Source organism: Halosegnis marinus (assembly GCF_029338355.1).
Taxonomy (GTDB): Archaea; Halobacteriota; Halobacteria; order Halobacteriales; family Haloarculaceae; genus Halosegnis; species Halosegnis marinus.
This window is the reverse complement of the sequence record NZ_CP119803.1, coordinates 106,549-129,744: the sequence shown is the minus strand read 5'-3', so window position 1 is coordinate 129,744 and position 23,196 is coordinate 106,549. Positions and strand designations below refer to the sequence as shown.

Annotated in this window: 20 protein-coding genes and 1 pseudogene; 15 read left to right on the top strand and 6 right to left on the bottom strand. The window is 59.2% G+C overall.

All coding sequences use genetic code 11. The features are described 5' to 3' along the window. The first annotated feature begins 49 nt into the window (after positions 1–49). From P2T37_RS15305 to P2T37_RS15290, 4 genes are all read left to right on the top strand, one after another. Positions 50–733, top strand: a complete 684-nt coding sequence (locus tag P2T37_RS15305; protein ID WP_276236256.1) for a hypothetical protein — start codon at positions 50–52, stop codon at positions 731–733. Next, positions 730–5,079 carry a hypothetical protein gene (locus P2T37_RS15300; protein ID WP_276236255.1) on the top strand — a complete coding sequence of 1,450 codons (4,350 nt, stop codon included), beginning with the start codon at positions 730–732 and terminating at the stop codon, positions 5,077–5,079. Before P2T37_RS15305 ends, P2T37_RS15300 begins: the two co-directional genes overlap by 4 nt. A gap of 131 nt (positions 5,080–5,210) precedes the next feature. After that, the gene (locus P2T37_RS15295) at positions 5,211–5,771 is read left to right on the top strand and encodes a hypothetical protein (RefSeq protein ID WP_276236254.1); all 561 of its coding nucleotides are present in this window, start codon (positions 5,211–5,213) and stop codon (positions 5,769–5,771) included. Continuing rightward, entirely contained in the window at positions 5,768–6,085 is a 318-nt protein-coding gene (locus P2T37_RS15290) for a hypothetical protein (RefSeq protein WP_276236253.1), read from the top strand. Before P2T37_RS15295 ends, P2T37_RS15290 begins: the two co-directional genes overlap by 4 nt. A 137-nt stretch (positions 6,086–6,222) precedes the next feature. Here P2T37_RS15290 and P2T37_RS15520 read toward each other — a convergent pair. Both P2T37_RS15520 and P2T37_RS15285 read right to left on the bottom strand, forming a co-directional pair. Then, positions 6,223–6,312: pseudogene (locus P2T37_RS15520) on the bottom strand (type II toxin-antitoxin system VapC family toxin); the annotation flags it as partial. A 45-nt stretch (positions 6,313–6,357) separates the two neighbouring features. After that, positions 6,358–6,789, bottom strand: a complete 432-nt coding sequence (locus P2T37_RS15285; RefSeq protein ID WP_276236252.1) for a group I intron-associated PD-(D/E)XK endonuclease — start codon at positions 6,787–6,789, stop codon at positions 6,358–6,360. A 195-nt stretch (positions 6,790–6,984) separates the two neighbouring features. On the opposite strand from P2T37_RS15285, the gene P2T37_RS15280 reads away from it, so the two are divergent. The 6 genes from P2T37_RS15280 (at position 6,985) to P2T37_RS15515 (ending at position 11,809) form a co-directional block, all read left to right on the top strand. Then, a complete protein-coding gene (locus P2T37_RS15280; protein ID WP_276236251.1) occupies positions 6,985–7,668 on the top strand; it encodes a P-loop NTPase family protein in 684 nt (227 codons plus the stop codon). After that, positions 7,669–7,953, top strand: coding sequence for a DUF8156 family protein (locus P2T37_RS15275; protein ID WP_276236250.1), 285 nt, complete (start codon positions 7,669–7,671; stop codon positions 7,951–7,953). Then, positions 7,934–10,060 carry a type B DNA-directed DNA polymerase gene (locus tag P2T37_RS15270; RefSeq protein WP_276236249.1) on the top strand — a complete coding sequence of 709 codons (2,127 nt, stop codon included), beginning with the start codon at positions 7,934–7,936 and terminating at the stop codon, positions 10,058–10,060. Before P2T37_RS15275 ends, P2T37_RS15270 begins: the two co-directional genes overlap by 20 nt. 73 nt (positions 10,061–10,133) lie before the next feature. Continuing rightward, entirely contained in the window at positions 10,134–10,640 is a 507-nt protein-coding gene (locus P2T37_RS15265) for a hypothetical protein (RefSeq protein ID WP_276236248.1), read from the top strand. A gap of 159 nt (positions 10,641–10,799) precedes the next feature. Further along, on the top strand, positions 10,800–11,522 hold the full coding sequence (locus P2T37_RS15260; RefSeq protein WP_276236247.1) for a Cdc6/Cdc18 family protein: 723 nt from the start codon (positions 10,800–10,802) through the stop codon (positions 11,520–11,522). Then, entirely contained in the window at positions 11,405–11,809 is a 405-nt protein-coding gene (locus P2T37_RS15515) for a Cdc6/Cdc18 family protein (RefSeq protein WP_382211972.1), read from the top strand. The genes P2T37_RS15260 and P2T37_RS15515 overlap by 118 nt, the downstream gene beginning before the upstream one ends. 49 nt (positions 11,810–11,858) lie before the next feature. Here P2T37_RS15515 and P2T37_RS15255 read toward each other — a convergent pair whose 3' ends face one another. Further along, positions 11,859–12,371 carry a hypothetical protein gene (locus P2T37_RS15255; RefSeq protein WP_276236246.1) on the bottom strand — a complete coding sequence of 171 codons (513 nt, stop codon included), beginning with the start codon at positions 12,369–12,371 and terminating at the stop codon, positions 11,859–11,861. A 153-nt stretch (positions 12,372–12,524) separates the two neighbouring features. Between P2T37_RS15255 and P2T37_RS15250 the strand changes: the two genes are divergently transcribed. The 5 genes from P2T37_RS15250 to P2T37_RS15230 all read left to right on the top strand — a co-directional run bounded on the left by P2T37_RS15250 (position 12,525) and on the right by P2T37_RS15230 (position 19,063). After that, entirely contained in the window at positions 12,525–12,950 is a 426-nt protein-coding gene (locus P2T37_RS15250; protein WP_276236245.1) for a hypothetical protein, read from the top strand. 770 nt (positions 12,951–13,720) lie between these two features. Further along, on the top strand, positions 13,721–14,941 hold the full coding sequence (locus P2T37_RS15245; protein ID WP_276236244.1) for a Cdc6/Cdc18 family protein: 1,221 nt from the start codon (positions 13,721–13,723) through the stop codon (positions 14,939–14,941). 502 nt (positions 14,942–15,443) lie between these two features. Continuing rightward, complete coding sequence (locus P2T37_RS15240; protein ID WP_276236243.1) at positions 15,444–16,094, top strand: hypothetical protein; 651 nt, start codon at positions 15,444–15,446, stop codon at positions 16,092–16,094. Positions 16,095–17,789: 1,695 nt separating this feature from the next. After that, positions 17,790–18,665 carry a ParA family protein gene (locus P2T37_RS15235; RefSeq protein ID WP_276236242.1) on the top strand — a complete coding sequence of 292 codons (876 nt, stop codon included), beginning with the start codon at positions 17,790–17,792 and terminating at the stop codon, positions 18,663–18,665. Continuing rightward, positions 18,662–19,063 (top strand): DUF7970 domain-containing protein, encoded by a 402-nt coding sequence (locus tag P2T37_RS15230; RefSeq protein ID WP_276236241.1) that lies wholly within the window; start codon positions 18,662–18,664, stop codon positions 19,061–19,063. The genes P2T37_RS15235 and P2T37_RS15230 overlap by 4 nt, the downstream gene beginning before the upstream one ends. A gap of 167 nt (positions 19,064–19,230) precedes the next feature. Here P2T37_RS15230 and P2T37_RS15225 read toward each other — a convergent pair whose 3' ends face one another. The 3 genes from P2T37_RS15225 to P2T37_RS15215 all read right to left on the bottom strand — a co-directional run bounded on the left by P2T37_RS15225 (position 19,231) and on the right by P2T37_RS15215 (position 23,184). Continuing rightward, a complete protein-coding gene (locus tag P2T37_RS15225; RefSeq protein ID WP_276236240.1) occupies positions 19,231–19,659 on the bottom strand; it encodes an HD domain-containing protein in 429 nt (142 codons plus the stop codon). 31 nt (positions 19,660–19,690) lie between these two features. Next, positions 19,691–21,520 (bottom strand): pentapeptide repeat-containing protein, encoded by a 1,830-nt coding sequence (locus P2T37_RS15220; protein ID WP_276236239.1) that lies wholly within the window; start codon positions 21,518–21,520, stop codon positions 19,691–19,693. Positions 21,521–21,996: 476 nt separating this feature from the next. Beyond that, positions 21,997–23,184, bottom strand: coding sequence for a hypothetical protein (locus P2T37_RS15215; RefSeq protein ID WP_276236238.1), 1,188 nt, complete (start codon positions 23,182–23,184; stop codon positions 21,997–21,999). Between the last annotated feature and the right edge of the window lie 12 nt (positions 23,185–23,196).

The following is a 23,196-nucleotide window of genomic DNA, read 5'->3' as shown; positions in this document are numbered from 1 at the left end:
AGTACTGGGCCGGCGCGCACGCGGGCAGCGGGACTAGAGGTGATCACACATGCGTAGCCAGGCCGGTACCCGCGTCGGCGCGCGAGCGCTTGCAGTCATGTTCGCGCTCTTGCTCGCGACGAGCATGGTCGCGCCCGCAATCGCGCTCTCGGGGACAAAAGCGCCCGCGACGCCACCGGGTGCGCCACCGGCCCCGCACGCGCCCGCCCCAGCGCTCGGTGGCGCGGACACTGACACATTCGCGAGCGTGCCCGTGAACAACACGACGACCACTACAGACGACGTCGAGTGGGATGGTCCTGCCTCGTCAGTCACGTCCGGGCTCCCGGCAGCCATCCAATCGGAATTCAACGACATCTCTGCCGATGATTTCGCGGGCGTTCAAGCGACGGACGCCGCCGACTCGCTCACTGTCGAGCTCACGTTTGATGGCGACAGCGTCGACCCGGACTTTGCGATGAATTTCACCTCGGATCGCGACATCGGCCGTGTTGTCGGCATCCCACAACAGGCGCTCGAACAAGCGCTTGGACGAACGCCAGCGTTCGCGACGGTCGTGAACAGCGAGACGGACGAACGGACGACCCAGCCGATTCGGTACGTCGAGGCCAACGCCCAGACGTATGCCCTCGTTCGCTTCGAACATTTTTCGACGAACACGGTCTACTTCGAGGGAGTGTGTCTGTCTCCGCCGACCCGGCGCAGGATGGCGCCTCATGGACCTACAATATGAGTGACGCCGGTGCCGCGGGTGTCGAGAACTTCACCGTCACGCTAACTGGCGTGGAGTCGCGCTCATGGGATAACGTCTCGGCATCGACGCTGCTCAACGGTGAGAGCTTCCAGTATCAGGTGGGCGGCAACGCGAACGCGACCGGGCCGAACGGCTCGCCAACGGTGACGCTCACGGGAACGACCGAGTCGCGGGTTGCCTCGTGGATGGGGACGGATCTCGGATCGGGCGGTTCGACATCGGTGACCGTTGACGGGAACCTCGCCCCGACGGGCGAGTCGGTGACGTTCCACGGCGTCGAGACGACGACCCAGCAGTCGTGGTCGACTGCAGGGGCCTCAACCGGCGACACGAAAGACATCACCGTCGGGGGGAACATCCCGGCGGAGAACGGGCTCATCCAGTTTACTGGCGTCGAAACGACGACCAGGCAGACGTGGAGCGGCGCGGGCTCGGGGACGACCATCGCGGTCGACGGGAACGCCCCGCCGCAGAACGCGACCATCTCCTTCGAAGGGCAGGTCCCCACGAACAGCCGCACGGTCTCCGGTGCGAGCGGGTCGTCGGTCAGCGTGGGCGGGAACCTCGATCCGACCGGCCCGTCGACGAACAACGAGCCGACGGTGACGCTCGAAGGGCGTGGCTCGAACACGGCCGCGATCGCGAGTGGAATCGACGGTGACACCGTCTCCGTCAGCGGAAACCTGGAGCCGACGAACGCGCAGGTGACGCTTACGGGCCGGACGACGACGACGTCGAACGATTACTCGTGGTCGAACATCGTCGCAACCTACGGAACGTTCAGCCGGGGAATATCTGTAGACGGAAACCTCGACCCCACTGGGCCATCGTCGAACAACGAGCCGGAGATCGAAATCACGGGGCGGACGCTGACGGCGAACGCGTTCGACACTCAGGACACTATCGGGCCCGCAAACCGATTCCACAACTACGGAATCCCGGTTCCGAATGGGGGAACGATCACCGACCTCGACATTAGGTGGAGCCGCAATTCGCTGGTAGACGGCGGGCATCTTGAGATATATTTGGAGCGGGGAATGCCCGATCAAACGCTCGACACGGGCTCCATGACATACGTAGGGTCGTTCACTCCACCAAGTGGGCAGAATAGTGGTACCGCCAACGTGGGCATCAGTGACTTCGATCCCGGAGGGTACAGCTATGTGACGGTGATGTTCCTGTCCCCCGATAGTGGGCGACCAGTGATTCCGATGGATTCGACAGACGAAGCCGCGCTTCGGACCGATGACAGCAGTACCTATAATCAGGCAGCGGACATCACGGCTGTCTCCGAACCCGGCAACGTGAACGTCGATTTGGACAACGGTGAGTCGTACTATGCCGGGTTTATCGGGAGCGGTGGGACTCAGACAGTCGAACTTCCCGCACTGGATACGTCTGTAACCGAGATCACGATTGCCTCGAATGGCGGCGAGTTCGACGCTAGCCTTCGGATGAACGAGCGAAGCGCAACCGAGGACCCCTCGGTGGATATCGACGGTGATGGAACCGCGGAGGCGACCGCGGCCGGGGTATTCACGCAAGGCCAGACGACGACGCTCAGCCTCTCGGAATTGACGACCGGCACGCAGACGGTCGATACTGGGTCCTCTTCGGGTCCCGCCCCGGACTGGTCGCTTGACTACACGGAACGAACGGCGACGGAGGACCCGTCGGTGGACATCGACGGTGACGGCTCTCCCGAAGCGAGCGCGACCGGCGTCTACCAAGCCGGCGACACCGTGACGGTGGAGGTCCCATCGCTCGCCACCGGTGACAGCACGGTCACGACCAGTGCCGGCTCCGGGCCCGTGCCCGACTACTCGTTCTCGTTCACTGAGCGCACGGCGACGGAGGACCCGTCAGTAGACATCGACGGTGATGGTACGCCGGATGCCTCGCACAATGGTATCCTCACAACCGGGCAGACGAGCCAGCTATCGCTCCCGAACCTCGGCACGGGGACGCCGACCGTCGACACGTCGACGACCGCGGGGACGACTGGCTGGACCATCACCGCCGACGAGACGTTCATCACCGAGGACCCGTCCGTGGATCTCGACGGCGACGGCGCTCCCGAGGCGAGCTACAACGGGCAGATAGCGCCTGGTGCAAGCGCGTCTGTCCCCATCTCCGAACTAACAGCCGGCTCGCGCACGGTGGAGACATCGACGGGTGCGGGCGTCGTGGACTGGACCATCACCGCCGACGCGGTCACCGCGACGAAGGACCCAGCCGTCGATCTCGATGGCGACGGCTCGCCCGACGCAAGCTACACCGGCGTGATCCGCGACGGTGAAACGCAGACGGTCGACACGGCCGGTCTCGCGATTGGCACCCAACAGATAACGACGACGCTCACGAGCGGGCGCGCCAGCTGGAACCTGACGGCGACAGAGCGGATGGCCACTGAGGATCCAGCCGTGGACCTTGACGGCGACGGGACGGCCGAGGCGTCCGTCTCGGGCCTCCTATCCGACGGCGAGACGCGGACGTTCGACATCGGCCCCCTCGCGACCGGCACGCACACCGCTTCCATGTCGACGACGGGCTGGTCAAGCGCGACCGTCGAGCTGACCCTCCAGGAGCGAACCGTCACGGAGGACGCGACGGTGAACATCAACGGACAAACGATCACACACGCCGGCCAGCTGGCGGACGGCGAGACGGCAACCTACACAGCCGACGCGTCGTGGATACAGCCGGGCGAGAACACGGTCAGTGTCTCGGCGGCCCCGTCGCTGTCGAGCGATGCACCGACTGCTCGCGTTGGTATCAGCTACGAACATACAGCGCGGTCGAAGCAAACGGCGAACTACACAGCGACAGAGTGGACAGAAAGCTACGAGGTGAGCCACACCTACGCGGGTAACCGTGAGAGTGCAAGCCTCACGATCCCATTCCAGAAGTCCGTCGTCGCCGTACGCGATCTCGAAGTTCGCCGCGATGGCCAGACGTGGTCGCCCGTCGACACCCCGGGCTACACGCTCGAGGAGACGAACCTCACGGTCGCATTCGGCGCCGTCGAGCAGGCTGAACGCGTAAGCGTCCGCGTCACTGGCGTCGTCACGCGAACATCTGGCGGGAGTATCGAGGTACTGGATCCGTCGGTTGCCGGTGAGGATCTCAACACGGCGTTCGCGGTCTCCTCGCGCGTCCCCGGTGAGCCGCTCGCGATTGATGTCGGCAACACCTCACGGGCGAACGTTATCCACTACATCGACGCTGCAACATGGAACCAGTCGTCGTCATGGGTCTCAGAATCGACCGGTGGGCAGCGTGTCGTCATGCAAAACGCGACGGCAGACGGCGAGGCGACGATGCGGACACTCCCGGTGTCGGTGTCCGTCGAGACGGGCGACGTCGAGGTGACTGTCATCGATCCCGATCCAACGGCACCGACGTTCGCTATCTCCCCTGGTGAGTACGATGGCGACGAGCTGACCATCGCGTATCACAACACGACGACGGGCGAGACCTACCGGCTCCAATCCGTCTCACGCGGCATCCAGCTCGCCGAGGACGAAGCCGAGTCACCAGCAATCTTCGATATCAGCGACGAGCCACAGATAGTCCGTATCGAGCACGTGGACGGTAGTGAGAACGCCTCGGTGGCGGGCGGGGCTGGCCCGTCGGATGGCACCTCAAACGAGAGGGGCGGCTTTTTCACCGGAAACCTGGTGTCGATTCTCCTCGCAGGCGGCGCAGGACTGGGACTACTAATCGCCGTCGTGCTCGTCGTTGGTCGGCTCCGTCGCAGTCACGACAGCGATACCGAGACCGGTACCCAGCGCGACACCAACGACGGCCGTGGCGGTGTATCGGGGCTTATCGGTCGCTTGGCTGGTGGCGTTGGCACCGTCATCACAACAGTCGGCTCGATGTTTCTGTCGCTCCTGGGTGTGGGCTTCCGCATTCTGAAGCAGGAAACATGGCTCGCCGGTGGTGTCGTGATGCTCACAGCGATCTCTCTCGGCGCGGGGGGTCTCATTCCGGCGGCGACTGTCCGCGTGCTCATCCTCGTTGGACTCCTGGCCGGCGTTCCGTTGTTCATGCGCCGGGTCGGTGTCCAGTCGCTGGCGCTGTACGCGCTTGTTGCCGCCGGCATTCTCGTGTTTGGTGCAGAGCTCGTCGCCCCGGGCGTTCTCACAACGACAATCACGACGCTCGGGCCGATCGTCGTCGTGATCGGTGGCGCAGCCCTCCTGTTGTACCTCTGGAACCGGCGGAAAGACGCTGGGACCCCCGATGAAGTGAACACAATCCAGTTTGAGGGCGCAACAGTCACGCGGGACGCGATGGACACAGAGGAGGGCGCCGACTAGTGGTCTCGATAACTCCCGACGACTGGACGGCCCAATCGGAACGGGAACGGCAGCGTGCACACCGACACGGCCAACGATTTACGCGAACGGCGTTGGCACGCATCATGCTCGGTGGTTTGTTTGCGATCTCAGTGTGGCGGCTCCTCGCAGCGCCACTGGGCGTCGGGTATGCTGTCGTCCCTGCGCTGTTGCTGTTCATCGGGTGGTGGGACGCCCATGTCGCACACGAACACCCGCTCGACCGACTCCCGCGACACGCATTCCCTCTCTCGTTCGGGCCGGCAGCGAGCGCCTGTGGAACCGCAGCCCTTCGCGCGGTGAGACGCGGGACGCCACTCGGTCGCGCCCTCGCGTGGAACTACGGGGGCACGGCCGCGGCACAAGCGCACTACGAAGGAGCGCTCGCCCGCCACGAGACCGCCCGGACTCGCTATCGGGCGTGGGCTCACCACAGGACGCCTGAGACAGTATTCGCCCCCGAGGGCGTGCAGCTGTGGCGTGTCCTCGCCGGGGCGTGTGGACGCTGGACGCTGACCGTCCTTGCGGGTGATGTCGACCCCGTTGCGACGGCCAATGCTCGTGCAGCTGCACAGCGCGCCCACACCGAGCGCCTACTCCACCAGATGCTCTCACACGGATGCGAGCGCGGCCAGGCGCTGTACACAGTCATCGAGGAGCACGACCACCAATGATGGCCCCGGTCAGTGAGGCACTGCAGCTGGCCGTCGCGTACATGCTCGACACGTTCGGGATTGTTGGCGTCTCGGCCGGCGCCCTGGTTTCGACGGCGATGCTCCTCTATGCAGGGGTTCGCGCGCACATTGTGTTCGGCATCGTCGTTGAGCTCGCCGGAGCCGCCGCCCGGCATGGGGCTGTTTCACTCGTTGTCACGACCGCCGTGTTTCTGGGCGCGCTCTTTGCAGGCGTAATTCCCGGAATTGACTGGCAGGTACTTGGAGGACTGGTGACGGAGCTCCTCGGGTGGCTTGGGTCACTGGTCCGTTGAGGTAGTGGTGCCGTGATCCTGCGACGGCACCAGACGATCGGCAGCCCTGGCACGTTCATCGGAAGCAGACTGGCTGCATCTGTCGCCAGGAGTGGAGCTGATTGCCTCTAGTAGGTGTCGACACCCACCGCCCAATTTCAGCGTCCCCGTTCAATGCGATCGACGAGTCCATCGAAGTCCCGATCGAAACTCAACACTGCATCGATGTCCCGTGATTCACACAGCGCGAAACTTAATTACTGTCTCAAGGGGGCAGAAGAAGGCGCTTGTACTCACTCATCACGCAGCTTCCGAAACGCTCGTTCGAAGGTATAGTCGTCGATCAGCTTTGCCAGATCACGATTGTGTTCGTTCATGTTCTCCCCCGTCTTATCCAGGACACGAAACTCCTTCCCGGTATCTGTGACCGGGACGTAGAACACTTTGTTTGGGCCAGGTGCGTACCCCGCAAAGAGATCAATTTCGTCGTTGGTATACCCACCAGTTGGTATCGAATACTTCCAGCTCTTATCTGTGTCCTGTCTGGCCTTCTTAACCTGCACACGGAGGAGCTCGTCTTCCCTGTCTGCGATCAGGTCGTATTTGTACAAGCCGTGGGTGTATGAAACGCGACAATTGTGCTCGACGAGATCTGCCGCCGCGTGAAATTCGGCTAGCTCCCCGTCGACATGCCCAGGATTTCGGATTACATCTTCCGGAGCCATTTGATAGTAGACATTCAGAATTGTGGAGGGTAAATAGTATCAGGGGCCGATGAGCTACGACACAGAAGAGATCGATACACACGGAGTTTCACAGACGTAGGACTCATCACCGATCACACCACACTGAACCCCGGAAACCCGGAAACCCGGAAGCCCACACTCGACACCTATCCATCCTGGCGTGCATGCGGCCCCATGGACACACCATCCAGCCGCACAAGCCATCGCCGACAGGCCATTCCAGACATTGATTCTGGGATTACACATCTACAGGTTGACCACCCGCAGTCGCCCGCATTCCACGAAATCGTCCTCGATGCACTGCCGACAACCGACCATGCATACTGGGTCGATAGTCGGAACGTGGCCAGTACCTATCGGCTCTACGAGCGGGCCCACTCGGAGGCCACACTTTCCGGGTTACAGATCGCTCGAGCGTTTACCGCCTACCAGCATTTCTCCCTGTGTCGCAGGCTGGTGGCACGAACCACCAGCTCGACAGGATTGCTCTGCCTGCCGAACATCACGTCGCTGTACCGTGACGACGATGTTCCAACACACGAACGCGATGCGCTGCTTGATGCTGTCCTGACTGGCCTGAAGGGACTCGCCGAAACCTACGATGTGGCCGTACTCGTCTCAACAGCCCCCACCGACGAGCTTGCCGACCGCGTCGCGACGGTCGCTGACCGTGAACTAACAGCCGAGACGACTCCCTTTGGCTGTTTGTTCGAGGGTGACGATTTCGAGACAAGGGCCTACCCGGTCCAGGGAGGCTGGCAGACGACCATTCCATATTGGGTCGAGCTATTCGGCGCAGTCAGCGACACCACGCTCGTCGAGGCTGCATCCGAGATGGAATTTGCCGGGGTGGCATAGATGGGCCGGACCAGTCCCACGTACCGGCGGTTCCTTGAGGGCCGACGGGATCAGTGGGGCGATTACCGGCGCGCGCTTCGCCATGACGCGACGCAGGACTTCGATTCCGTGTTCGCCTACGCAGAGCAATACGCCGATGCCGCCGGTTATCTCAATCGGAGCGATCCGACAACGGCGCTCCTGTTATCGATGGTGATTGGGCTTGAAGCAGAGCGTCGCCAGCTCGAATCGCGAGTGGCCAAGCTCGAAGAGACCGAGGAGACCGATGCCACTCTTGACGGTTGAGTTTCACGACGGCGGCGTGGTCGAGTGGCACGCAACCAGCGATGGGGTCGACACCGTCACGAATCCCGACTATGCCCCGACGCTGTACATCGATGGCCCTGATACTGCGCTTGTGACGCTCCACGAGCGGCTCACCGACGATCCAAAAGTCGTCCACCTCGCTGCAGAGCGCCACTACACGGAGCTCGGCGCCGAGACGCGGACACGTGTGCTCCGAGTGGACGTCGCCCGTGAACGGGAGCTTCGAACGCTTGCGAACGAGATCCGCCATCATCATGAGCCGGCGGCATTCCAACCCGCGACCTTCCGCCTGTACAACGTTGACCTTTCACCGCAGTTTCGCTACTGCCTCGAAACGGACACCGAACCAGTCCCTGCCCGGGCGCTCCGAACACTTGAGCTGACTCTCGCTGAGCCGCACCTCGCCGAGAAACGCATTGACGCCCTCCAGATCGACGGTGAGACAGTTGCCGGAGACACTGCGACCACGCTCCGAGTCCTTGCCGAGCGACTCGACACGGTGGATCCGGATGTCCTTCTCTGTTCGTCGGCTCAGCTGATCCCACTGCTTGAATCGGCAGCGGATGACCACGGCCTCGACGCGTTCGCGCTTGGTCGTCGCTCTGGGTATCAACAATTAGCCGGGGCGAGTACCTACGAGAGTTACGGCCAGGTGGGACATTCGCCAGCCCGATACGCTATCCCGGGGCGAGCCATCATCGATCGGTTGAACAGCTTCATGTTGGATAAGGGTGGCCTTGAGGGAATCCTCGATCTCGTCGAGCGCTCGTGGAAGCCGATTCAGGAGACTGCGTGGGGATCGATCGGCAACATTCTCACGGCGATCCAGCTTCGCGAGGCGACCGCTCGCGATGTCCTCGCGCCGTGGAACAAGTGGGATCCAGAGGCGTTCAAGTCCGTCGAGCAACTGCACGCCGCCGATCGAGGGGGTTTCATATTCTCTCCAGAGGTTGGCGTCCACGAGGATATTTCAGAGATCGACTTCGGTTCGTTGTATCCGAACATTATGTGCGAGTGGAATATCTCCCCGGAGACGACGGACTGCGACTGTCATGACCGTGCAGACGTGCCGGGACTCGACTACTCGCTGTGTGATGACCGTGGATTCATTCCGGACGTCCTTCGGCCAATCATCGATGATCGAGCCGCCTACAAAGAGCGAATCGCCACCACAGACGATCCCACAGAGCGGGCACACTTCGAGCACCGCGCGGATGCGTTGAAATGGATTCTCGTCTCGTGTTTCGGCTATCAAGGCTACCGCAATGCGAAATTCGGGCGGATCGAGTGTCATGAAGCGATCAATGCTGTCGCTCGCGAGCTCATGCTCGACGCGAAGGCGCGACTGGAACGCGGGGGATGGCGTGTCGTGCACGGAATTATCGACTCGTTGTGGGTGACTCCGCGTGTCGACACGCACGAGCCGCTCGCCGACATCTGTGCAGCTATCACTGACGATGTCAACATTCCGCTCGAACACGAGAACGACTTCGAGTGGGTTGCCTTCGTCCCGAAACGTGACTCGGAGGCCGGTGCGCTGACGAAGTACTTCGGGAAGGTCGCTGGTCGCGACGAGTACAAGTTCCGGGGGATCGAGACACGCCAGCGATCGACCCCTGCGTACATCGCCGATATCCAACGGCGGCTCGTCGAGACGTACGATCAATCGCGTGATACAGCTACTGTTATCGAAGAGCTCTCCAGCGCGCTCACGCGGCTGCGTGACGAAGACGTCGACCCAGCCGCGCTGGTCGAAACAGCGCGAACGTCGAAGCCCTTGGAAGCATACACGCAGCGAACGGCGACGACCGCGGCGCTGCGACGGGCGCGCGCCCTCGGGCTTACGCGTGCCCCTGGCCAAGATGTCGAGTATGTTATCGTCGACGACGATACGCACGGTCCCGAGCGTGTGCGACTCGCGTTCGAGGAGATCGAAGCGTATGATCCAGCCTACTACGCCACAGAGCTGATTCGAGCAGCCACAAGCGTGCTCTCCCCGATGGGGTATGGGGAGACGGACATTCGGCGTGAGCTCCGTGAGACGACGGAGCGAACACTCACATCGTTCTCGAAAATATCGGAGTAACACCGCCGCCCGGCACGGTATAGTGTCGTCTCAGCCCCAAAGGGTAAGCAATGTAGAACGGACATCTCAGCCGATGAAGCCAGAAATTCGAAGACGCGACACATGGTCGTTCAATGGGGGTAGAGAGATCATCGAGGCGAAAGGATTGAAGCAGGAGCTCCCAGCAATTGCGGAAGCGTATATCGACCATGGTGGCGGGAACCAATACCTGAGTGAGCGACGTGAGCTACTGGACCCACTCGGCTGGGAACAGGAAGTATCCGTGAAGTTTGAAACGACTGTCGGCTACGACATGGTTTCTCGCCGAGCCAGCTTTGACGCGTATAAGGATGGGGTTGTGGTCGAGCACGAAAGCGGCGAGCAGATGCGCGCAAATTGGCACCTGATGAAAATGGAGATTGCTCATCGCGATCCGGACGTGTTTTCGATGGGCAGAAGCGCTGATGCAGGTGTGCTATTGATCCCCTCATACGTCAATTTCCCCACACTTGGTCGAACAGAAAATGACGTTCAGGCGGTGCTCAAGCAGTATTTTGATTTCTCGATTCCTCTGTTTGTGTGGGAGTATCCGACATCGTGACCACCGGGTTCTCACCCAGTCAGGAGTGATCAGGACATAGACACAGTGAAAGATACCCTATCGAAATCGCCTATGAGCAGTCGACTCTCCCAAACCCGGAAACCCGGAAGCCCGCCCCTGCCGCTTATGCCCTCACAGCATATCTCCCTTCGATAACAGATGCTTCACAACGCCCGTGTGCTCGATGCGGACTGGGTTCCCGGGGACGTTGTCCACCGGAACGCGGAGAAAAACCGCCTCCGGAACGCCCTCGAACCAGTCGTTGAGGGAGACGTCCCCCAAGACACACTCATCGAAGGACCCTCGGGCGCAGGGAAGACATGCCTTGCACGCTTCACCACAGCGAAGCTGGAGGAACAAGCGCTCGGGGTACAAACACAGTATATCGACTGTTGGAACCACTCGAAGCGCTTCCGTGTGCTCCTCGACTTGCTCGACGGAATCGGTCCAACCCACCAGATCCGTCGGAACACCCCACAGGATGAGATGTTGCGCCAGCTGGAGGAGCTTGCAGAGCCGTATGTTGTGATTCTCGATGAGGTCGATCAACTTGCCGATAAGGATCTCCTTCGCGAACTATGGGCGATTCCGGAGCTCACACTGATCCTGATCGCTAATCGCGAGGAGGACATCCTCGACCCGCTTGACGAACGTGTTCGATCACGATTGCGGGGGCAATGCGGATTCACTTCGATCAATACAGCCACGACGAGCTCGTCGCGATACTCGAAGCTCGAGCGAAGGCTGGCCTCGCCCCAGGCGCGATTGATGCGCCCCACCTGGACCACTTGGCAGATGCAGCTGCCGGAAACGCTCGTGATGCGATCACCTTCCTCCGCCAAGCAGCCCAAGAAGCGGAATGGGATAGTGCCGACACAATAACAGAGGAGCACATTCGAACGGCGATCCCGGCTGCGAGAGATACCCTCCGGCAACGGAGCCTCGATAAGCTCACTGATGATCAACGACTCCTCTACGACATCCTCCTTGAATCGGGGGCGCTGATGCCGAAGGACATCTATGAGCGATATACGGGACGAGTCACGAGCCCGAAATCGAAACGCACTGTTCGAAAGTACCTCAGCAAGCTCGAGCAGTATAACCTCATCAGAAGTGAGGGTGAAGGCCCAAGTCGGCGCTATACGCCCAGGCGCTCGCGGGGAGAATGACTGGTTGAGTGACGTCAGGGGAGGACTCGCATACAAAGTGGATTACCGTTCAGACGTCGTCTGAGAAGACGTCTTCAAGCTCCTTGTCAAGCACATGCACCACTCGTGCTCTCGCTTTTTCATCATCTGCCCAGAATTCAGGCCGGTACTGCGCTACAGCTGATGTTTGCAGGACACAAGTAACGGCATCGTCAAGCTCATCCTTTCCAAAATCGCTGGAATTGTAGACTGGTTGGCCGACACGCTCGATCAGAGCGTACTCGATCGCGTCGCTACTTTGGAAGCTTCGTGCCTCGGAACGGAGTGAATCGGCTTTTTCGATGTAGCCAGCCCAAAGGGCGATCGCAGCGGGATAGTTATCCCACTTGAAGAGCTCCTGGAGAGCTACCCGTAATTTATCAGGTTCATCTTCGGAGCGTTCTCGGATATGCCGCCTGAACGCATCACGTTGGAGTTTGGCCGCACTATCGAGCGGTCCGGAAGTTAGATTGAGTAATTCATCGAGCTCATCTTCAGTGAGGATCGGGGTTATTTCCTCATACAGTTCGTTCTGCTTATCCATATATGTGCGCAGATCCGTCGGTGAGTTAACTGTTCGGGAGAGGATGACGAATGTCAGTGGCGAGCAAATATAAGAGGCAATTGAACAGGGGCATCTAGGTCAGCCGAGCGACTACCCAAACCACCAAGTCGTGTTCCCAGCAACTACGAACGAATGGCCAACAGCATCAAAAACTCAGGGGGCGGGCTCGCGCTTCAAATCACGAAGCCAGCCCGGACGGCTGGGCTTGTCGAAGAGGTAGACGGAGAGACGACCACCCTCGCTGATCTTTTCGTCGTTGCGGTCGATGGGACACTCCTCGTCGGAAATCGAAATCGGATCGATGGCCGTGAACGTGTTGAGCTCGTTGGGAGTGTAGCACGAGATGCGGACTCGATTTATCGTATTGTCTACACGGCAGTCCAGATCGAAGGCCACGGCTATCAAGTCCAGTTGCCGAACGCTCGCGACGCGGGATTTGAGCGTGGTGACACAGCCCCCGTGATCACAGCTCCAGATATGTTACTCGTGACTGACGGAAGCCACCGGACAACGCGCCGTGCCGAGGATCTCGCGACGATTCGGCGAGACCAGATATAGTGCGTTCGTAGAGGCTACGAACAACAATTCGTCGAGACAGACACCATGTTTCCGGTGAAAGCACGGGCACCAGGACATCAAGGGTAGGCTGTCGTTCGTAGAACATACGAACGAAGAACACACCTCGTTTCCGATGAAATCCCGGATAGCAATCGAGGGGTGGAGAAGTTCACCGGAAGCCCGGTGTCCCCACCTCGGTCGTGGTGGAGCGAAGAAGTGACCACGACTCACCCCTGTCTCGTCGCGACACCTAAGCGACGATCCACGCTCCGCGCGATACGAGGAATGAGAGAGTAGCTGGGGATAGGTGGTCGTTGGCACCCTACCGAGACACACACACCACGTTTCCGGTGAAATCGTGGTTAACGGTTCTCGAGGAGGCTATTCTCGGCCGATCTTCACTCAAGATCTAGACACGTGTCTTGCCTAGAGTTAAGACCCCACGGTCGGAACAGCTCAGTGACTCCAATTTCTAGTGGATTCGATGGAGCAAGAGTCCTTGCTCCAACGTTCGATATCGGCACGCAGGGAGTCGGAGGTGCGGCTCTTCGTGTAGTTGAGGCAATTCGTGAACCCAAACACAATTCGCGTCCCGATGGTACACGGGCTCTCGTGGCGGTCTACTCCGATAACAACCGCCCTTCCGATGAATCCTATCCTCCGTTTCGACTGCGATCCTTACGCCCTCGCACCGTGTTTCACCGGAAACGTGGTGTGTGTGTCTGGGAGGTAGATTCAAGTAATTTCACCGGAAATGCGGTGCCAAGCGCATGTCACAGGGAGACGATCTTTTCACTCGGGAGGATCCTATCTTTACCGATAAGGAACTTCTCGAGATCAGCCACCTACCCGATGAAGGCCGCATCGTAGGCCGAGACGACGAAATCAAACAGCTCGCGAACGCCGCAAACCCCGCGATCTTCGGGCAGAGCCCGAGTAACGTCCTCATCTACGGCAAGACGGGCACCGGCAAATCGCTGTGTGCCAAGTACGTCACGTCGCGATTGGTCGACACGGCCGAGGAGGAAGGGGTCACCGTCGGCACCGCCTACGTCGACTGTGCGCAGGATACCACAGAGACCCAGGCTGCACAGACGATTGCCGCCGCGCTCAACGACGACGAGCTCACTGGGATTAACATCCCGGACAAGGGCATTAGCACGGCAACCTACTACAAGCGGCTCTGGAGCATTCTCGATGACACCTTCGATGTCGTGTTGATCATCCTCGACGAGATCGACAAGCTCGAGGACGACTCGATTCTGATGCAGCTTTCGCGCGCTGGCGAAGCAGGGAAGATCGACTCTTGTAAGATCGGCGTTGTCGGGATCAGTAACAAGATCAAGTACAAAGAGCGGATGGATGAACGCGTCAAATCTTCCCTGTGTGAGCGTGAATTCGTCTTTCCGCCCTACGACGCCGAACAGCTCGGCGAAATTATGCAGGCCCGAAGCGACGCGTTCCGCGAGGGCGTGCTTGAGCCCTCGGTCGTCCCTAAGGCGGCTGCGCTCGCCGCTCGCGAGCACGGGGATGCCCGCAAAGCAATCGACATCCTCCGCTATGCCGGAGAGATCGCGCAGTCCAAAGGCGACTCACGCGTTCGCGAGGAGTACGTCATCCAGGCGCGCGAGCGCGCAGAGACGGATCGATTCCGCGAGCTCATTCGTGGCTCGACGCCCCACTCGCGATATGTCCTCCAGGCACTGACTGTTCTCTCGATGAACGACCCGGACCACGAGGATGGCTTCCGAACGAGCCGTATCTACGAGTTATACGAGGAGATCTGTCGACAGGAAGCGTCTGAGACGCTCTCGCTTCGGCGTGTGCGTGATCTACTGAAAGAGCATGCCTTCCTCGACGTCATTGAGCAGACGCGCCATAGTGGCGGTAGTGCCGAAGGCGCGTATACACAGCATAAGCTCCTCGAAGATCCTGAGGTGATTCAGCAAGTGCTCCAGCCAGACGTCGATGCGGAACAAGTAGTAGAGTAAGCGCAGGAATCAGTCGTGGGGACTCGGCTTTCGATATTCTATCTCGTTCTCTTCGACGAGGGGTCGTGGCTTGTGACTCCCCACATATCTTCATCGGTTCTGTTCCCTTTCACCGGAAACGCGGTGTCTTGAGGATGGGTCAGCATGTATACTCCCTCACGAGGCTTTGTACTCCTTCTCGGATTCATCTGGAGCTACTGTCAAGTACACCGGAAACGCGGTGTGCACTGGCTTACGGTTGTAAGTCACACTCAAACGCAAATACACCTCTTTGAGGGCTTCTGAATGTTGTCTTCAACAGAAACGAGGTGTCCGACAAACGTGTGGGTCCTGGGTCGAGAAGAGAGCCATCCGATCCGTTCCCCGTCTACTATACGACATCGGGTTCTCGCATTGAGAGGGATCGATTCTTGTGGAGATCGATCACCGAATACGGGATCACTGGTTCAGATACCCATAGACCAGGGTGGGTTTATTTTGCGTTAGGGAATAGCTTCGGCTGATGGAGGAGCGTACGTTGGAGAGGTTGAAGCATGAATACCCAACGGCGAGCTGGGCACTTTGGAGCTCGTCCTTCCCTGACGACGGGTGTGTCGAGGAGGACCCGACGCGGCTTGGTGATTATATCTCGGAGCGGCGCGAATCATTGCGCCCGGCGATCGTGCTACTCTCGCTGAATCCGTCGACACATCTCCCGTCTGACTTCCAGAATTTTCACTCAACAAATCCTAAACACCAAAATGACCAGTTTCGTGATTATGTCGTGAATGCTGGATTAGAGGGCGCGTACATGACTGATTTGGTGGAGCGCGTGAACCCCGATTCGAATGCTGTCGAGGTCAAGGACGAAGACATCGATACGTTTCTTGATCAGCTAGAATTACTTGGTGAAGATCACTACTACGTGATCTGCTTTCTCAACGATGTCTTCGTTGCTCTACGTGAGGCGTTTAACGGAAGAGAGGTGACCTATCCGCACAACATACTGGGCTTTTCCGCCGAGTGGAACGGAATTACGCTGGACTGCTTCAAAGTCTACTTCCACGCTAACTGGGGCGTAAACCAGGACAAGACGCCCGATGAACAGCTCCAGTACCTGAGCAATAATGTCGTTGGGGAGGATCGACAGGATCTTTCGAAGTGGGTTGAGTAGCGGGTTGAGGACTCTCGCTTCATCATCAAATTCGAATTTACATATCGTAACATATGGTGTATAGCTACTTCTGTCGGCGTATCTCCCCGAGATAATGTCTGAATCGCCTGTTTTCGGCGATTCCCAGATCATGGATATTCACTTGTGTGTGTGGCAGAACACACAAGTAGATATTTGGACCCTCCTGCAGTATAGCTGTCCGAGGAGATCCCTCCGGAAACGCCCGGGTTGAGGGCCCAAGCACGCACATGAGTGATACTCCGTACGATGCAGCAATCGAGAATCGAACGACGAAGCCTGAATTAGTGGTCGATGACGAGCTAACGACAGCTATCGCGAAGTACCTCTGGACCGTCTCCAAAGATCCTGCCCCAGAAGAACAAGACATTGAGCAGTGGCTTCAGCGCAGGGATACAGTCGAGTGGAACGGCGCGTACGCTCGCTCTGCGGCGTCTGAGCTGCGACGGTGGCTCTCGTGGATGGGTGACAGATCTCTCGGACTCGATTCACTGAATCGATCGGGCGAACGCCACCTAATCGCGTACGCGGAACGGCTTCGTGGGCGTGTCTCGTCGGGGGGGATCGCTGGCACGACTGCGCAAACCTACTTCGGGTATCTCCGGGCATGCCTCGAATGGATGGTTCGTCGGGATCTCCTGGACACGAATCCAGCTGCGAAGGCGAGTGTCGAGGAGGCTCTCCCTACGGACACCCGCTCCCGGAGCGAACAACAATTCTGGACACCAAAACAACGGGACCGGCTGCTCTCATACACAACTGACGCCGTTGACAGCGCTCTCAACGACGATTCTTCGCGAGGCGAGCTTCGAGCGGCATTACGAGATCGTGCGTTAATCGGACTGCTATACTATTCTGCCGTTCGGGTTGGTGAAATCGCCCGACGAAGCGACGATCAGCGCGATGGGCGAGCTGGACTCCGTTGGGAATCAGTTGATCTCGATCGCGGCCGGATTCAGATACTCGGTAAGGGTGAGCAAGAACACGTTTGGCACCCGATTCCAGGCCCTACTGTCGATTACCTCACCCGTCACAAGCGAGTCCAACAGCCCGCAAGCGATTCATGGCCCGTGTTTGCCTCACACCATGGCCCATCGCTGTGGGCAGCTGCTCGCCAAGCGGAGCTCCCAGGTCACTCACAAGTCGAGACGCTCGTTAACGACTGTGGCAGTATCCATGCAGTTCTTCGTGAGTACGAGATCATTCCACCTGCGCTAACGGCTGCAGGCGTGCGTACACGTCTTAAGACGCTCACTCAGGCGGCTGGCATCGACACTGGTGACGACCACGAGTATCTCCTCCCACATGGGGCTCGACGAGGAGCAATTGGAGAGGTGTTCAAACGGGACCGTGGTGAAGCACAAGATCTTGGCCGTCACGCTGATCTGAAGACGACCGAAGCGGCCTACCGTCACCTGGATGTCGAAGAGCAGCGTGATCGCCTCGACTCACTGTTCGACGCGATAGACTAACTGGTCTCCTCATTGCGGTGGATCTCCCATCTGATTCGATCGATTCGTGACATAGTCTGCATCTATTGGTGCACATGGTTGGATGGTTCAATTGTTTGGGCCAGTTGGTTTAACCAATTGGTTCAACTAGTCGGTTTAACTGGTTGGTCGATATGGCTGGTGCGTCTGACTGAACTTTATTACCAGTTGGGTCGACGGGGATGGTATGCTAAGCTACACAACCTACAGCGAGGCCGGTGGGGTCGGCAAGACCACGACGGCCGCAAACCTGGCTGTCGCGCACGCACGCGCAGGCTTGGATGTCCTCGTCGTCCCACTTGATCCCCAAGACGGCGACTTGAGCCGTCTCCTCGGGGTTGACGAAGCGCGGGCCGACCCAGTCGATAACATTGTTCGGCATATGATCCGGCGGCCGAAAGGCCCGTTTGACGAGCTTATTCGGACGGCCGAGCATGATGTGGATATCATCCCTGAACACAACATGCTTGCCGACCTTGGTGAGTATCTTCAGCGGGAATCGGAACAGGCCGAGGCAATGGGGGAGTCGTTCGGAATGTATGCGCAGCTCTTGCGTGTGCTTCGCGAAGCGGGCGTCCCCGATCGGTATGATGTTCTCATCTGCGATCCGCCTGCGACCGAAGGGCCACACCTGTATAATGCGATCAACGCGACGCGCTCGCTCGTGATTCCCGTTGAACCCTCTGCGAAGGGCGAGGCCTCGATTGAAGGCCTCGAAGGGGTTGTTGCCGGGATGGAAGAGACGCTTGGCATAGAAGTGGGTGTCCTTGCGGCCGTCCCGATCGGGTTCAAAGGGACGCGTGATCAGACGGCTATGTTGGAAAAGCTCGCGTACTCAAAACCGGTGGTAATCGGCGACCGGACCTCCCTGATGGAGGGGTGTTGGGAACGCCAGTGTTCGGCGTTTACCTACGTTCGTGAGTATCGTGATCGGCAGCGAGACTACGAAGTGGAAACCCTCGCACAGTTCGATGAACTGGCTCGGTATCTCGAGCAACAGGTCGGGCTTGAGGCGCCGCATCCGCCTACTGCTGGGGATCTCGAACACGAGGTGGTCGCATGACGGGGATGAAAGAGGGCGCTGGTGATGATCCGTTCGCGGACGATCCGGAGGAAGAACGTTCGGAGCAAGCTGTCGACGAACGTCAGCCGGCTGATACACCACATGCTGATACATCAAGTGGCGGGCCAGCGGCATCTCTCGAGGAGCCGGCTGTGCAGTCAGATCGTCAATATCCGTATTTCCTGACGCGCGACACAGTCAAGGAAGGGCGTACAAATGAGGCGGTCTTCTTTCTTCGCGATCAGTACGCCACTCATGAAGACGATGTCCACGACGCCGTAGAAGAGCTGCTTGGGGACGATGTCTACCTCACCGATCTCCGGGAGGCGATGGTCGCGACCGCTGACGCCGAAGCCATCGCCGCACAGCTCCGTGAGTGGGGCCATGGCGTGAAGTAGCAGCCGTCGGCCAGTGGTGGCTCCTACGTCTCCAACTCCCTGAGATGGGCCTCAATTTCAGCAAGCAGCTCTTCGATAGCTTCGACTCGAACCGCTCTGTGTTCAATTTCGGTTTGGTGGGAACGCAGCTTGGCGACGCTTTTCGCGAGCCTACTCCTCGACGACCGTCATCGCTGTTGCTCTTCGAGCAGCGTGCGTAGCGCTTGGTGATACTCGGCCTGTTTATCGAGGACCGCCTGATCGAGTTCCGCCAACCGAGTGAGGTCCATGTTGTCCTCGATATCGGCGATCTTCACCTGACGAGCCAGCGAATTCGTTGCCGTGCGAGCAATGAACTCCTGGTACGATTCGCCGTCGCGCTTCGTGAGTGCGTCAACCGCCTCGCGAATCTCAGCGTCGAACGCTGTCTCGATCTCATCGAGCGTGTAGTTGGCATCCTCGACAACGTCATGGAGCACGGCAACAACACGTTCACGCTCGGTCTCGACGGCCTCCATCACTCGCAACGGATGGCGGATATAGGTCATCCCGGCCTTGTCTGTCTGGCCGGCGTATGCGTCGACGGCGATCTCAATCGCGCGTTCGAGATCGTTCACGGGGTTACTGCAGCCGGTCGCTGTATAACAGCTATCCCGATTCGTCAAGCTGCGCACCGGCGACGAGCACAGGAAGCATATCGTTGATCACCGTCGCTTTGTCCTCCTGTTCGTCCCGTTTGAGCAGCATCGTCTGCATCAATTGGCGACGAACGATCGCCGTCCGGTATTCGTCCCGGCTTGCAACACCGGCGCCTGATTCGAATGCATCGTCGTCACCCGTGACGACGATCAGATATGCGAACTCATCGAGGGCCGGGTCAAGGTGGCTGAACGTCACTTGGTTCTCCTCGGCGTCCACACGGTACGCACCGGCAAGTCGTACCTCTGTGAGAAGCGCCTCCGGATCGGTCGCCGATGAATCGAGACACACCCCATAGACGAGAGAGATCGGATCCTCATGACCGAGTTCCGATACCGCCGTACGCGACAGCTCGAGTGCACGACTCGACAGATCGTACCAGTCGGCTCCGTCAAGTTCCTGGAGTGCGGCTGTGATGGCTGCGGAGAGGTCTGTGTCCGGGTGGACGAGCGTGGCAGCTCCATCAGGTAATTGGGGGTCGCCGGTGATGCTGTCGATCGGAAGCGTCACCCCTCGGTGTGACAGCTCATCCGGTCGTGCTACGATGAGCGTCTCCCGCTGATCCAAAACCCCCGTCGAGCTTTCCAGCGGGAAGGTGGCGGACTCGAAGTCCGGGGAGACCGCGAACCGGGTGCCGTCGAATACCGGCTCGACGAGAAATTCCGTCTCATCAAACGAGATCCCACTCTTGAATCGGGAGTCGCTGAAGTCCGGTGTGCCGGCGAACGACGCTCTCTCGAACGTCGCGTCGCCGGTGATTTCGCTGTTCGTGAAGTGGGCTCGGGCGTCAAACAGCGCGTCAGCAAAGCTGACTTCGCCATTGACGGTCGCGGAAAACTGGAAGTGCTCGAAGTGTGCGCCGGTCGCATCCACGTTCCCCTCGATCGTCGACCCGTGGAGATACGATTGGGACTCGAACTCAACATCGCGGAGAATAAGATCGCCGCCGAACGTCGCATCGCGGAGATGCGTATGGCCAGTCGTCCGTGTGCCGGCTAGTGTTGTGTCACCCACGATATCCGCGTAGGTGAACCACACCTCCCCATCGAGTGTTGCATCCGTCATCGAAACTCCCTCGGCTCCGGCTTCGAGAAATAGGAAATCAGTACGGCCATCGACAGTACAGCCATCGAACTCGACGCCACCAGCGGCGCAGTGAAGGTCAGCGAACTGAAGGCTCCCGTCGAACTGTGCGTTTCGGCCAGACACCGTTCCCGAGACGACACTGTGATGGAACACCGCCTCGTCGGTGACCGCGAGCTCGTCAAGTTGGAGGTCACCATTGACGCTGACCGCGTTTGCGGTGAGTTCCCCGCGTACCGTGGCCTCCGCCAGCGAGAGTACAGCGGCGGTTTCGACAGCGGTTAGATCCAGCGCTCCACTGAACGTTGCCCGCTCGAGCGAGAGCGCTCCGTCGATCGCAGCGCGGGCGAGATAGACATTAACGCTGAATTCCGCGGCATCGAACACGACCGGGCCACTGGCAGTGAGCCCCCGCGCATCCATGAATCCGGCTTCGAGTCCTGTCGCCTCGAGCCCACCATCGAAAGTTACGTCAGGAAGGCGGAGACTGCTACCGACAGCCGCGCCGGTAAGCTCCACCGGCTCGTGAAACCGTGCGCCGTTCGCGTTGATCGATCCGGTGATGGCAGCATTGCCAAGCAACAGCGGCACTTCGACGTCTGCATTCGTGAGGTCGAGGTCACCGGTGATCGTCGCGCCACGTAGATCGATCGGCGCATCGTCTGCACGGCTGAGTGTCCGGTCGCTGAGGTCCAAGGCGGGAAGCCGTCCTCCAGAGAAGACCGGGCTCCGAGCCTCCGACTCGATGATTGAGACAACTTCCTCAGTTATTGCACCGGGCGGCAGATCTGCCTCCGCACTGTGGAACAAGCAGCGACGGTCTCCCCCATCGATCGGAGTATGGTGGCAGGAACGATCGGCCGGAGCGGGTAAATCGAGCTCCGTCGCCGGTAACGAGTCTTTCTCCGGGGCGTACTCATACGAACAACGGTTCGCGGCGTCGGGAACCATTCGTTGGGAGGGGTTTCGACGCACCCGCTGATAACAGCTTGCCACGGTGTATCAGGGATCGAGTCGCACGAACCGCAACACCGCTCTACGCGTCCCCCGCCACAGATACAGACTTTGTGAGAAATTGCCATATATTCGAGAATTACAGTTCTTCCACGGGCGTGAAGGTCCGAAACGCTACCAGAGCGATTAAGCGTGGGTCCTGCTACGAAATCACGGCGTTATTGCTCACTAACGGATTTGCTCAACTCCGCCGTCATTTGATTCAAGTCACTATTGATATCGGCCTCAATGTCGTCCAGGTCGTTTTCAATGCCCTGAACCGTCGAGCGGATGCTTGTGCACTTTCGACGGATGTTTTTGAACTGATCGACCGAGTCTCTAACTTCAGAGACCTTCGACTGGATAACCTCGGCATCAACAGTGTCGCCGCTGTCGATGTACGCCTGCACCGTTCGCATCCGAGCCCAATTGAACCCGATTTTGAGAAGCCGCGGGTCGATCTCATCGTCTTCGTCCTCACAAAGCGCGATCGACAAGATTTGCCCATCAAACTCCTGGAGGTAGCCGACTTTGTTAGGAACGTACGTCGCACACTCTGTAATGAAGAGACCGTAGTCAGCATCGCGGTTTTCGATCGCCTCCTCCATCTCGGATTTGATCCTCGGCTGTGAGTACCCCTGTTCGCTCTTCGCTTCGACGACAATTCGTTGGTTCGTGTCACCGAGCGTAATCACGAAATCGCCGACATTGCGCCCCGAAAGCTCGCCCTCGTTCCCACCGGTGTACTCGACGGTGTCTGTCGATCCATGGACGAGGTCCTCGAGAAGCGTTTCCAGATCGTCTTCGAAGTCAGCTCCTTTCAACGGTGTTCGTTGGCGAACCGCTGCTTGGGCGTCCTCCCGGTCGAGTTTCTCGTGAATCGAGCGGATCTCATTTCGAAGTTCTTCGCGAACGTCGTTCCGTAGGAACTCCTTGAGCCGGTTTGTCGGTGTTCCATCAACGTCAGGATCGAGCGCTGACTGGAATCGCTCGCCGTTTTCCCCAAGCTCCGCGTCGAGCCGGCGGGCGAACTCGCCGTCTTCACCAAAATGTTGCTCAAGGAGCTCTGCGACCTCACCATCATCACCGAACGTCGACTCGATATCTTCCTCGATCTCCTGAATGATCTCTGAGACTGCCCGTTCCATCGCGGTAAATTCTCGTCGAACGAACTCGACGTCCTTACTCGTTTCACTAAGTTCGAGTGTCGTAGCTCCGACGCGTAGCGCTCGCTTGACCGCGTCGGCTTGTGCCGCGTCATCGAATTCGGAGAGGTAATTAGCTAGCTCAGGATCCTGAATCGTAAGCTCCTGAATAGTGATTTGCCCACTGGCCTGGTCGACCGAGACCCCACTTGCCATTGTCATATATTTCTACCG